Genomic DNA, 12,154 nt, shown 5'->3' with positions numbered 1-12,154 from the left:
CGATCACCGATCACCTTTTGGGAAGCCTCTTCAGGAGACCGAATGACCGTGTCCTCGGCCATCGAGCCGACCGCCACCGCCACCGCCGTCCGGCCGATCCCGGCGCGCGAGGCCCTGCGGCGCCGATACCTCATGTGCCGCCCGGAGCACTTCGCCGTCACGTACGCGATCAACCCGTGGATGGACCCCGCCGCGGGCGCCGACGCGGCGCGGGCGGTCGAGCAATGGGAGGCGCTGCGGTCGGCGTACCTCGCGCTCGGCCACGAGGTCGAGCTGATCGACCCGCTCCCGGGTCTGCCCGACATGGTGTTCGCGGCGAACGGCGCGCTGGTGGTCGGCGGCCGGGCGTACGGAGCGCGCTTCACCCATGCCGAACGTGCGGCGGAGGGTCCGGCGTACGCGTCGTGGCTGCGCGCCAACGGGTTCCCCGAGTTGCTGGAGCCCGCCCACACCAACGAGGGCGAGGGCGACTTCCTCACCCTCGACCACGTGATCCTGGCCGGCACTGGCTTCCGTACGGACCTGGCCGCTCACCAAGAGGCCCAGGAGTACCTCGGCAGGCCGGTGGTGACGCTCCGCCTGGTCGACCCGCGCTTCTACCACCTGGACACCGCCCTCTTCCCGCTCGACGGCGACAACGTCGCGTACTACCCCGGCGCCTTCTCCACCGGCAGCCGCGCCGTACTGGAGCGGCTGTTCCCGGACGCGATCATCGCCGACGAGAGGGACGCGGAGGTGCTGGGCCTCAACGCGGTTGGCGACGGCCTCAACGTCGTCGTCAACGCCGAGGCCACAGGGCTGATCAAGCTCCTGGACGAGCGCGGCTACCGTCCCGTCCCGGTCGACCTTTCGGAGTTGCGCAAGGCGGGCGGCGGGCCCAAGTGCTGCACCCTGGAGCTCCGCACGGCTTGATCGCGGAAGCCAAAAACTGCGACGCGCCCAGGAGGGAACTTCGTAGGCTGGGATCCATGTGGGCGGACGTGCGGAAGAGGCTGAACGCGAGCCGGGCCGAGCTGGGCAAGGTCGCCGACGGCCTCTATCCGCAGGCGTGCAGGATCGGGTCGACCGCGCTGCTGACCAGGCCGGGATGGGTCATGGCCGAGCCGGTCCCGCTGGCTTCCGTACGGCTGGAGTGGGAGCCCGAGCCGGAGCCGCCCGCCGTGGCCGACCCGGCGGAGGGGCTTCCGGAGGGCTTCCGCACGTACGCGGAGGCCATGGCGGTCCTCGCACCGCCGACGGTCTTCGAGAACCGCCCGGCCTACCGGCTGCTCGACGCCGACAGGCAGGTGCTCCGCTTCGGCCCGGCGCATTACTTCGACGGAGTCAACGTGGGCGAGGCGGTGGCACACGAACTGGCCGCGAGGGTCGCGGACGGTCCGGACGTTGCCTACGTCGCGGACGGCGCGGACCTGCCGCTGAGGACGCGTGTGGGCGATCCGTGCGATCTCAGCCGGCGCACCACCCTGGTCGCGATCACGACGCTCACGATCCGGGACGGGGATCCGGCGTCGTACGTGCTGCACTGGCGTGACCCGGCGAAGGTCGCGCACGCGGGCGGGCTCCATCACGTCATGCCGGTCGGGGTCTTCCAGCCGCTGGCCGACGAGGTGGGCGACCTCGATCTCTGGCGCTCCATGCAACGCGAGTACCGCGAGGAGTTCCTCGGGAGCGACGAGGTCTCCGACTGGCACGAGCCGGGCTTCGCGTCGTTCGCCACGGCCTTCGCCGCGGCCCGGGACTCCGGGGCGGTGCGACCCTACGCCCTCGGACTCGGTGTGGACCCGCTGACGTTCGCCCTCGATCTGCTCACGGTGGTGATCATCGCGCCGGGAACGTTCGACCGGCTCTTCGGCGAGCTGGTCCGGGAGAACGACGAGGGCACGGTGGCGATGGCCGCGTTCGACGGGACGGTGCCCCAGCCGATGCAACCGGCCGGTGCCGCCGCGCTCGAACTGGCGTGGCGGCACCGGGACGCACTGCTCAGACAGGGGTGAGCTCGGGCTCCGCGACGGCGGTGGGGGTGGGGGTGGGGGCGGGCCTGGCGAGGTCCTTCAGCTCCGCCATGGCGTCCGTGAGGTGGTCGATGACCTCGGAGGGATTCGGTACGAGGTCGCGGCAGGCCACCACCCCGACGCAGACGCGGCCGTCGTACGAGAAGACGGTGATGTTGAGGCCGCCGCTCAGATCGGAGATGGCCGAGATCGGGTAGTAGCCGAGCACCTTGCTCCCGCCCAGGTAGAGCGGGAACTGCGGTCCCGGCACGTTCGAGATGATGAGGTTGATCGGCCGCACGCTGACGTTGGGGACCGACTGCAGCGCCGGCAGCGCGTTCATCGCCAGGCGCGTGAGGGCGCCCGCGACCGGGGCCGGGAAGATGCCGCTCAGCTCCTGCACCCAGGTGCCGGACGACGCCACGAACCGGCGCTTGACCATGTTCATGTCCTTCCGGACGGCGGCGTAGCGTTCGGCCGGATCGGCCACGTGGACCGCCAGCGGCGCGCCCATCAGCGAGACCTGGTTGCCCGGGTCGCCGGCGTCGTCGCCCTTGCGGAGCGACACCGGCACCCCCACCGCGAGGGGCCGGTCGGGCAGCTCGCCGCGCTTGTCGAGCCACTGCCGCAACGCGGTGGCGCAGAGGGCCATGACCACGTCGTTGACACTGCCTCCCAGCCCACGGCGGATCTCCTTGATCTCCGCGAGCGACAGGTCGCCGTAGGCCACCGAGCGGTGCCGCCCGATCGGCAGGTTGAACGGGGTGGGCGGCGCGCTCGTCCGCAGGGCCTTGGGGAAGTCGTCCAGCCGTAGCGCGCCCTGGACGACCTGCGTCATGAGGCCGACGCCGGGAATCCCCGAGACGCCCGGGATCTCGTCGAGGTACGGGGCGGTCCGGGCCATCGACAGGGCGCTGCGGACCGGGTACGTCGCAGTCTTGAGGAGGCCGGTGCTCAGCATGCTCAGACGGCCGGGCGCGCGGGCGGGTTCGAGGTCGTCGGCGGGGAGGTCGCGCGGTTCCGGCGTGAGGTCGAGGAGGGCGGCGAGGGTCTCGGCGGCCATCACGCCGTCGATCGCCGCGTGGTGGGCCTTGACGTAGACGGCGGTGCGGCCGCCCGACAGTCCCTGGATGATGACCAGCTCCCAGAGCGGGCGGTGCCGGTCCAGCGGCTGCTCGTGCAGCATGGCCACCGCGTCCGCCAGTTGGTGGTCGTCGCCCGGGGCCGGTAGCGCGATCTCGAAGATGTGCCGCCGCGGATCGAAGTCCGGATCATCCTCCCAGTACGGACGGTCCAGGCCGAGGGGCACCCCCACCAGCCGCTGGCGCAGAGGCCGTGCGGCGAGGTGCGAACGATCCCTGATCAGCTCGACCATGGCGTCGACGGTCAGCCGCCCGCCGGGGCACGTGCTCGCGTCCACTACCCCCAGCCCGGCGATGTGCACATGCGTGGTGCTCGTCTCCGCGTACAGGAAGTTGGCGTCCATCGCGGTCAGCTGTGTCATGCTCGTCCGTCCCCATTTCTGCTCCGCCTGCGATGCCTCTCCCCCAAGGAGTAAGAAATACCGTGAAGTAGGTCAATGCAGGCTGTAAGGAAGTAACTGCGACTTAACAGGGCGTTTCACCGCCGTCATCAGCACGGCCCACTGGTGGAACGTTGGAAGCTTTCCCCACTTACCGTCCGCTTGTGGTCAATGACCTTCCATCATCTGGAACGGACTCCGTTCGGCGAACGCCACCAAGATCGCGGCACTAGGGTGGACGTCCATGACGGGACGACCACTCTCGGAAATCGTCGAGGCCGGCTGGGCGACGGCGCTGGAGCCCGTGGCCGACCGGATCGCCGCCGCAGGCGACTTCCTGCGCGGCGAGGTCGCGGCCGGCCGCCGCTACCTCCCCGCCGGGGACCGCATCCTGCGGGCCTTCACCCAGCCCTTCGACGACGTGCGGGTGCTGATCGTCGGACAGGACCCCTACCCCACCCCCGGGCACCCGGTCGGGCTCAGCTTCTCGGTGGCGCCCGACGTACGGCCGCTGCCCGGCAGCCTCATCAACATCTACCGGGAGTACTGCGCCGACCTCGGCCATCCCGAGCCGTCCAACGGCGACCTGACCCCCTGGACCGAGCAGGGCGTGCTCCTGCTCAACCGGTCGCTGACCGTGGCGCCGCGCAAGCCCGGCTCGCACCGCGGCAAGGGCTGGGAGGAGGTCACCGAGCAGGCCATCCGCGCCCTCGCAGCCCGAGGCCGCCCGCTGGTGGCGATCCTGTGGGGCCGCGACGCCCGCAACCTCAAGCCCATGCTGGGCGCCGTCCCGTGCATCGAGTCCGCACACCCGAGCCCGATGTCAGCCGACCGCGGCTTCTTCGGCTCCCGCCCGTTCAGCCGCGCCAACCAGCTCCTGGAGCAACAAGGCGCTCCGCCGGTCGACTGGAAATTGCCTTAACTGGTTAGCTGAAAACTGCTCTAGCTGGGAAGTGCCCTCGCTCGGTCAGGCCTCGGGGAGGCGGCGGAGCAGCGCTGCGAACTCGCCTGAGCCGTTGGTCTGCTCCAGGGGCGGCAGCGGGGTGAGCCTGCGCTCGCCGTGGCTCCAGTAGACGCCGTTCGCGCACGGGTCTTCGGCGTCGGCATGCATCTCGGCGACCACGTCGGCGAAGATGGGCAGAACGTCCCGGACGGCGGTGGACGTGATCGGGTACAGCAGCAGGGTGCTGTGGCAGGGCACCCCCACTAGCGCGCCGTTCTCGTTGTGGCGCGGCAGGAACTGCTCGACCTCGCTGAGCAACGCCGACACGTACCGGCTGCCCGGCTTGGTCACGACGCGCACGTTCTCGCCGGGCAGCAGCGGCTGGTCGCGGACCTCGACGTCGGCCAGCTCGCGGTCGTGCGTGTTGGTCATCACGTAGCCCAGCTTGCGCAGTCCCAGCAGGCCCGCGCGGGCCTTGGTGAGCGGGCCTCCGTAGCGCGGGTGCTCGATCATGACCATCGCGTCGAAGTGGTCGCCTGCCGGGACCACCACCAGGCCCTCGCGGTCGCGCGGCGCGAGCTTGGGCACGATGCGCAGCCGCAGCAGCTCGCGCACGTCACCGAACAGCTCCATCTCGCCGACCGCCAGGAAGGCCCGGTCGCCGACCTCGCGGAGCCAGTCATCGATCACCCGGGGCCAGATCTCGCGCGGCTCCCGGGCGCATCGTTCCAGCACGGTCCAGCTGGACGCGCGCGCCTCCGACCGGCCCACCGGCAGCACGACCTCGGAGGTGCCCGGGTCGAACCAGGCGCTCGGCGCCACCACCGGCAGAAGGTCCCGGATGAGCGCATGCACGTCCACGGCCGCGTCCAACGGTTCCATGCTCATCCCCTCTCCTCACCGGATCACAGATCACATTCCTGGCGATAACAGCCCCCGCCCAACCAGCCTTTCAAAGGACCGGCTTCGGCGGGGAGCCGCCCTAAGCCTCTCAGAGATCGGGCCCGATGTGGGATGCATCGCGTCTGCTCGCTGATCATCGTGTGCACGGGTACGGTTCATCCATGTCCGAAATCGTGTATCCACCGGTGATCAAGGCGGCGCTGGGCTTCTTCAAGGCGCTGAATCTGAAGTTCCGCCTCGAGGGGACCGAGAAGATCCCGAGCACCGGTGGCGCGGTGCTGGTCAGCAACCACGTGAGCTACCTCGACTTCATCTTCGCCGGGCTGGCGACGCACCCGGCGGGCCGGCTGGTCCGGTTCATGGCGAAGAAGGAGATCTTCGACAACCGGATCGCCGGGCCGCTGATGCGCGGCATGCATCACATCCCGGTCGACCGGCAGGCCGGGGCCGCCTCCTACAAGGCGGCGCTGACCGCGCTCAAGAGCGGCGAGATCATCGGAGTCTTCGCCGAGGCCACGATCAGCCGGTCGTTCACGGTCAAGGAAATCAAGAGCGGCGCGGTACGGATGGCGGTCGCCTCGAAGGTGCCGCTCATCCCGATCGCCATCTGGGGGCCGCAGCGGCTGTGGACCAAGGGGCACAAGAAGCGGCTGTTCCAGCGCAACGTGCCGGTCACCATCCTCGTCGGCGAGCCGATGTATCCCAAGCGCGGCGACGACTACGACAAGGTCACCGAGGAGCTGCACGCCCGGATGTCGGAGCTCCTGGAGAAGGCGCAGCGCGAGTATCCCGAGGTCCCCAAGGCCGAAGAGACCTGGTGGCAGCCGGCCTACCTGGGCGGCTCGGCCCCCACCCCGGAGGAGGCCGCCGAGCTCGACGCCAAAGAGGCCGCCGACCGGCAGGCCGCCCGCGAGGCCCGCGAGGCGCAGAAGGCCGCCGAGGCTGGCGGCCCCAAGGGCAAGGTCGAGGAGTCCGGCTCCTGAACGGCAGGTAATTCGTTGGACGCGCGCCTCCTCCTCGCCTGATCATCGATGCATGACCACGTCACGGGAGAGGCCGCAGGAGATCCTGCATCTCGTCGAGCCCCACGAGGAGCAGACCGCCCCGGGGGCCGACCTGACGCTGCCCGTAGTGCTCAATCTTTCCGACAGCAACTCGCCCGCCGACGTCATGGACGTGTTGTCGCTGCGCCCGTTCGCGTCCGGCGTGCAGCCCTGCTCGCGGTCCCTCCAGCTGGACCACGTCAAGGCCGACGCCCCGCTGCGCCCCGCCGCCAAGGGCAAGGTGATCCGCGTCGCCCACGAGAAGGGCAAGGAGTCCGTGCTGTACGAGGGTGACGGCTGGACGCTGCTCACCAACCGGTGGAAGCACGGCTCCGCCTACCTCGCCGTCTCGGCCGTCTCCGCCGAGCTGGCAGAGTCCATCATGGCCGAGTGCACGCTCGACGCCACCGAGCCGCCCAAGACCGACGACACCAACGTGCAGATGGGCTTCTGGCACACGGGGCAGCGCGGCCCGGTCCGTACCGAGCGGGCGATCTCGGCCGACCGCTGGGAGGACATCCGGGTCAACTACACCCGTCGCGTGGCCGAGGCGTTCGACCAGGTGATGAGCCTGCGCCGGGACGAGGTCGCGGGCCGGCTGCTGCTCCTGCACGGCCCGCCCGGCACCGGCAAGACCACGGCGCTGCGGGCGCTCGCGCGGTCGTGGGACGAGTGGTGCCAGGCCGACTGCGTGCTCGACCCCGAGTCGCTGTTCGGAACGCCCAGCTACCTCATGCAGGTCGCCGTCGGCTACGACGAGGACGAGGACAACCGGCGCTGGCGGCTGCTCATCCTGGAGGACTGCGACGAGCTGATCCGCGGCGAGGCCAAGGACGCGGCCGGGCAGGGGCTGTCCCGGCTGCTCAACCTCACCGACGGCATGCTGGGCCAGGGACGTGACGTGCTGGTGGCCATCACCACCAACGAGGACCTGGCGCGGCTGCACCCGGCGGTCGTCCGTCCAGGACGCTGCCTCGCGCAGATCGAGGTCGGGTCGCTGACCCAGGCCGAGGCCGTCTCCTGGCTCGGCGGCGACGACGCCGACCATGCGTCGGAGATCGGCAGCGGCGGTGCGACCCTGGCCGAGGTGGCCGCCCTGCGCAAGGGTGAGAAGCGCCCCGTCACCGAAAGCGCTCCCACCTCTGCGACCGGCTTCTATCTGTAACCGGCTTCTATCTCTGACCGGCTTCTGTCTCCGACCGGCTGTCTCCGACCGGCTGTTTCTGACCTGTTTTCTCTGACCTGGTTTCTCTGGTCGGCGGATCAGCCGAGCTTGGCGAGGGCCTGCTCGACGTCGGACCAGAGGTCGTCGGCGTGCTCGATGCCGACGGCCATCCGCACCGTCCCCTCGCCGATTCCGGCGGCGGCCAGAGCCTCGGCGTCGAGCTGCCGGTGCGAGGTGCTTGCCGGGTGCATCACCAGCGTCTTGACGTCACCGAGTGAGGGCGTGAGCGACACCAGCCGTACGGCCTCGATGAACGTACGGCCGGCCTCGCGCCCACCGGCGAGCTCGAACGACAACACTCCGCCGCCGCGTCCGCCCAGCAGCCGCTGCGCCACCTCGTGCTGCGGGTGCTCGGCCAGGCCGGGGTAATTGACCTGCGTCACGGCGGGGTGGGCCGAGATGCGGCGGGCCAGGTCCAGCGCCGTCTCGTTCTGCCTCGCGACGCGCAGCGCCACGGTGGCCAGGCCGCGGATCGCCAGCCAGGCGGCGAACGGGTCGGCGGTGGCGCCCAGCTCGGTGGCGTGGTCCCAGACCCTGCGGTGCACGGCTTCGTCGGCGAAGACCGAGACGCCGCCGACGATGTCGGAGTGACCGCCCAGGAACTTGGTGGCGGAGTGCACGACGATGTCCGCGCCGTGCTCGATCGGGCGGCAGAGCAGCGGGGTGGCGAACGTGTTGTCGACGACCGTGCGCACGTCCGCGGCGTCGCGCACCTCGGCGATCAGCGCGGGCAGGTCCGCGACCTGGGTGGTCGGGTTGGCGATCGTCTCCAGGTAGAGCATCCGTGTCTCGGGCCGCAGCGCCGCCCGTACCTCGGCGGGGTCCTCGCCGGTCACGTAGGTGACCTCGACGCCCCAGCGCTCGGTGAGGTCTTTCAGGAGGGCGTACGTGCCCCCGTACAGGCACGACTGCGCGATCACATGGTCGCCGGACTGCAGCAACGACATCAGGACGGCGTTGATCGCGCCCATCCCGGACGCGGCGGCAAGCGCACCTGCGCCGCCCTCCAGTTCGGCGATGGCGTCTTCGAACGCGCGGACCGTGGGGTTGCCCAGGCGGCTGTAGAAGAAGGCTCCCTGAGGCCCGTCGAACGCGGCGGCCATGTCGTCGGCGGAGTCGAAGGCGAACAGGTGACCCTGGTAGATCGGCACGCTCAGCGGACGGCTGCCTACGGGCTGGACGACGGAGGTGTGGACGACACGGGTATCTGCGTGTTCGGTGCTCATGGCTCCACCCTCGGCCAGGTCAGGGAAACCGCACAGGTCCAATTCCGGAATGTGGCTTGGAACGGGACCGGGGCCTTGAACGGGACCGGGGCCGCCTCCGCACCCCGCAGCAGAGGCGGCCCACAGCCGAAACCCGAGCATCGCGCGGAACGCGCCGTCTCCACATCCGGGAGACCACGGCATCGCACCACGCAACCGGACCGCCGTCCGGCATCGTTCACGACGCCTGGGGCGCGAGCATCCTGCGGTAGACGCATCGGAGGGTGTGGAGGTCCCGGACAGGCTCGGGGAAGACCACGCGCAGATCGAACGGCTCGCCGGTGTCCGGCCGGGCGACATACGTACACCGGAGCCACATCCCGTAAGAGTCCAGCGCGAGCGGCCGGATGACGGGCGTCTGCCCGCCGGGGCCCGGCGTCGGCCCTCCGGTGCCGACCCGGTCGCCGACCAGGGCCGCGAGCTCGGGCCGGTGCGCCTCGTCGAGGTGTTCGAGGATGCCCGCCTCGATCGCGACGAACGGGTCGGGCGCGGCGGCCTCGTACTCCTCCGGCTCCAGAGTCGCCGTTCCCCACGGGTCGTCGATCTCGACTTCGGCGATCTCCAGGGCCAGGACGGTCCACTCCTTGTTGCCGGCCAGATCGAGGAGTTCAGGGCGGGGATGCAGTCTGGACAGTATGAGTGCCGCGTCCCGGCGCCCCTCCGCAGGGATCTCGGTGAGCCAGCCGTGCAGCCATGCCCGGCCACGCACGCGGTCGGGCAGCGCCACCGGGGCGACGTCGGAGATCCGGAGGGTCGCGGGCAGGTCCGGCTCTCCCTGCAACGCCACGGCGACGGGCGAGTTCGCGGGAATGAGCAGCAGCGGACGGCCGTTCTCATCGGTGGCGTGCGCCGTGACCGGCGCATACGGCACGCCGGGCACCGCCAGCACCCCGTCGGCCACCCCATAGGCCAGGGTTCGCGCCCTCTCCGCCGCGCCCGGACGTCCCGCCCCCGGACGTCCTGCGCCCGAATGTCCTGCGCCCGGCCGTCCCATCGAGCGTTTCACGCGCGCCTCCCTGCCGCTGAATGACCTGAGATTGTAGGTTAGGCTCACCTAACTAAGGTTCACCTAACCATCAAAGGAGGACAATGAACAACCCCCGCCCGAAGGTCCGGCTGTCCCGGGCCCTCGGCATCCCCCTGACCCCGAAGAGCGTCAAGTACTTCGAGGCCCGCCCGTATCCGCCCGGCATGCACGGCAGGGCCCGCAAGAACGAGTCCGACTACAAGATCCGTCTGCGCGAGAAGCAGCGCCTGCGCGCGCAGTACAACATCCGCGAGGTGCAGCTGCGCAACGCGTTCGCCAAGGCCACCAAGGTCAAGGGCGCCAAGACCGGCGAGGCACTGATCGTCGACCTGGAGCGCCGCCTGGACGCGCTGGTGCTGCGCGCCGGCTTCGCCCGCACGATCTACCAGGCCCGCCAGTTCGTCGTGCACCGGCACATCCTGGTGAACGGCCGCCGGGTGGACCGCCCCTCGTACCGCCTGCGCCCGGGCGACGTCATCACGATCGCCGAGCGCAGCCGTTCCATGGAGCCGTTCCAGGTGGCCGCGACCGGCGTCCACACCGAGAAGGTGCCGGGCTACCTGGACGTGCGCCACGACGCCCTCGCCGCTCAGTTCACCCGCCTGCCGGAGCGCTCGGAGATCCCGGTGATCTGCGACGAGCAGCTCGTCGTCGAGCACTACTCCCGGTAACGACGGGCAGGGTGCTGGGTGGGGGTGTGGCGGGCGGGCCTCCATCGGTTAGCATCAACCTAGCGATTGCTTGGCTGCATCCGATGGAGGCCTCAGGACAATGATCGAATTCCACCCCGTCACCGCGAACATCGGCGCCGAGGTCACCGGCATCGACCTGGCCAAGCCCCTCGACGAGGAGCAGGTCCAGATCGTCCGCCAGGGTCTGCTCGACCACTGCGTGCTGTTCTTCCGGGACCAGCACATCGACGACGCGCAGCACGAGGCGTTCGCGATGAACTTCGGGACCCTCGACATCCCGAAGATGAACCTCGACGGCGGCGCCATCCACATACTCGACCAGACCGCGCCCAAGGGCGAGGGCGGCGACCAGTGGCACTCCGACAACACCTTCATGAGGCGCCCGCCGACCGGCTCGCTGCTGCGCGCGGTCATCCTGCCCGAGGTCGGCGGCGACACCAACTGGGCCAACATGTACATGGTGTACGACTCGCTCGCGCCCTGGCTCCAGCGCCTGTGCGACGAGCTGTACGCCGAGCACGACCTGACGATGTCCATCTCCAAGGCCATCGACAAGGGCCACCGCTTCGACCTGCGCGAGATGCAGGACAAGAATCCGCCGCAGGTCCACCCGGTCGTCCGCGTCCACCCGGAGACCGGCCGCAAGGCGCTGTACGTCAACCGCTCCTCGGTGACCCGCCTGATCGGGCTGTCGCGCCGTGAGAACGAGGCGATCCTGCCCCTGCTGTTCGACGCCGTCCGCGACCCGCAGTTCCAGGTGCGCCTCAAGTGGCGCGTCGGCACCCTCGCCTTCTGGGACAACCGGCCCACCCAGCACTACGCGGTCGCCGACTACACCCAGCGCCGCAAGATGCACCGCGTCACCTTCATGGCCCCCACCTCTATCGACAGCGGTGTCCCAACGGGCCCGAACGGCGTCACCGGCGACGACGCGCCTGCCGAAGCCGCCGCAGCTCGGTATCTGTAGTTGGCGGCTATCTGTAGTCGGCCAGGGCTTAGTGGAGTGTGCCGAGTTCGTCCCGCGCGTGGCGGCGGAGGGTGGTGAGGGCGTCAACCAGGTGGCGGTAGGCGTCGTCTTCCAGCGGTCCTGAGAAGTGCCGCCGGAGCGTCTCAGTGTGGACGCGGACGGCCTCCGCCAACTTGGCATGCCCGGCCTCGGTCAGCCCTACCAGCTGGCGGCGGCGGTCGTCCGGCGCGGGAGACCGCTGGACGAGGCCTGCGTTCTCCATGCGGTCGATCAGCCGTGTCATGCCGCCGCTGGTCAGGATCAGCCGGTCGGCCAGCTCGCCCATGGTGGGCAGGTCCGCGCCGGCCCTGGACAGGTTCAGGAGCACCTCGAACGCGGCGTGCCTGAGCCCGCAGCGCCGTTCGAGCTCGCGGGCCGCGATCCGCTCCAGCGCCGCCGTGGCGCCCAGGAGCTCGCCGAACTCGTGGACCACGGGGTCCCAACCAACGCTCTCCATGCGCCACCCCCTTGAGCGGAACGTGCGAACGCCCCGTACGGCTTCCAGTTATGCCGTACGGGGCGCCGCTTCGAGGTCAG

12 protein-coding genes are annotated in these 12,154 nt (G+C 70.2%); 7 read left to right on the top strand and 5 right to left on the bottom strand.

Annotation, left to right across the window (positions count from 1 at the left end; genetic code table 11):
• The first annotated feature begins 42 nt into the window (after positions 1 to 42).
• Positions 43 to 912, top strand: coding sequence for a dimethylargininase (gene ddaH / locus ACH34W_RS17970; RefSeq protein WP_395962040.1), 870 nt, complete (start codon positions 43 to 45; stop codon positions 910 to 912).
• Positions 913 to 968: 56 nt separating this feature from the next.
• Positions 969 to 1,994, top strand: a complete 1,026-nt coding sequence (locus ACH34W_RS17965) for a hypothetical protein (protein ID WP_395962039.1) — start codon at positions 969 to 971, stop codon at positions 1,992 to 1,994.
• Here ACH34W_RS17965 and ACH34W_RS17960 read toward each other — a convergent pair.
• Entirely contained in the window at positions 1,981 to 3,495 is a 1,515-nt protein-coding gene (locus ACH34W_RS17960) for a wax ester/triacylglycerol synthase family O-acyltransferase (RefSeq protein ID WP_395962038.1), read from the bottom strand. The genes ACH34W_RS17965 and ACH34W_RS17960 overlap by 14 nt on opposite strands.
• A 262-nt stretch (positions 3,496 to 3,757) precedes the next feature.
• On the opposite strand from ACH34W_RS17960, the gene ACH34W_RS17955 reads away from it, so the two are divergent.
• Positions 3,758 to 4,435: a uracil-DNA glycosylase gene (locus ACH34W_RS17955; RefSeq protein WP_395962037.1), complete on the top strand. Its 678-nt coding sequence runs from the start codon at positions 3,758 to 3,760 to the stop codon at positions 4,433 to 4,435.
• Between the two features lie 45 nt (positions 4,436 to 4,480).
• Here the strand turns inward: ACH34W_RS17955 and ACH34W_RS17950 are convergent, their stop codons facing one another.
• The gene (locus tag ACH34W_RS17950; protein WP_395962036.1) at positions 4,481 to 5,344 is read right to left on the bottom strand and encodes a hypothetical protein; all 864 of its coding nucleotides are present in this window, start codon (positions 5,342 to 5,344) and stop codon (positions 4,481 to 4,483) included.
• A gap of 176 nt (positions 5,345 to 5,520) precedes the next feature.
• On the opposite strand from ACH34W_RS17950, the gene ACH34W_RS17945 reads away from it, so the two are divergent.
• On the top strand, positions 5,521 to 6,342 hold the full coding sequence (locus ACH34W_RS17945; protein WP_395962035.1) for a 1-acyl-sn-glycerol-3-phosphate acyltransferase: 822 nt from the start codon (positions 5,521 to 5,523) through the stop codon (positions 6,340 to 6,342).
• Between the two features lie 52 nt (positions 6,343 to 6,394).
• The gene (locus ACH34W_RS17940) at positions 6,395 to 7,567 is read left to right on the top strand and encodes a DUF5925 domain-containing protein (RefSeq protein WP_395962034.1); all 1,173 of its coding nucleotides are present in this window, start codon (positions 6,395 to 6,397) and stop codon (positions 7,565 to 7,567) included.
• Between the two features lie 98 nt (positions 7,568 to 7,665).
• Here the strand turns inward: ACH34W_RS17940 and ACH34W_RS17935 are convergent, their stop codons facing one another.
• Together ACH34W_RS17935 and ACH34W_RS17930 are read right to left on the bottom strand one after the other, a co-directional pair.
• Positions 7,666 to 8,853, bottom strand: a complete 1,188-nt coding sequence (locus ACH34W_RS17935; protein ID WP_395962033.1) for a trans-sulfuration enzyme family protein — start codon at positions 8,851 to 8,853, stop codon at positions 7,666 to 7,668.
• Between the two features lie 217 nt (positions 8,854 to 9,070).
• The gene (locus ACH34W_RS17930; protein ID WP_395962032.1) at positions 9,071 to 9,898 is read right to left on the bottom strand and encodes a DUF2470 domain-containing protein; all 828 of its coding nucleotides are present in this window, start codon (positions 9,896 to 9,898) and stop codon (positions 9,071 to 9,073) included.
• 83 nt (positions 9,899 to 9,981) lie between these two features.
• Between ACH34W_RS17930 and rpsD the strand changes: the two genes are divergently transcribed.
• Together rpsD and ACH34W_RS17920 are read left to right on the top strand one after the other, a co-directional pair.
• Positions 9,982 to 10,590 carry a 30S ribosomal protein S4 gene (rpsD, locus tag ACH34W_RS17925; protein ID WP_395962031.1) on the top strand — a complete coding sequence of 203 codons (609 nt, stop codon included), beginning with the start codon at positions 9,982 to 9,984 and terminating at the stop codon, positions 10,588 to 10,590.
• A gap of 100 nt (positions 10,591 to 10,690) precedes the next feature.
• A complete protein-coding gene (locus ACH34W_RS17920; RefSeq protein ID WP_395962030.1) occupies positions 10,691 to 11,578 on the top strand; it encodes a TauD/TfdA dioxygenase family protein in 888 nt (295 codons plus the stop codon).
• A 28-nt stretch (positions 11,579 to 11,606) separates the two neighbouring features.
• Here ACH34W_RS17920 and ACH34W_RS17915 read toward each other — a convergent pair whose 3' ends face one another.
• Positions 11,607 to 12,074 (bottom strand): MarR family winged helix-turn-helix transcriptional regulator, encoded by a 468-nt coding sequence (locus ACH34W_RS17915; RefSeq protein WP_395962029.1) that lies wholly within the window; start codon positions 12,072 to 12,074, stop codon positions 11,607 to 11,609.
• Positions 12,075 to 12,154: the final 80 nt, after the last annotated feature.

The organism is Actinomadura sp. 6N118, assembly GCF_044326415.1.
Taxonomy (GTDB): Bacteria; Actinomycetota; Actinomycetes; order Streptosporangiales; family Streptosporangiaceae; genus Spirillospora.
The sequence above is the reverse complement of the archived record's forward strand: the minus strand, read 5'-3'. Positions and strand labels throughout refer to the sequence as shown.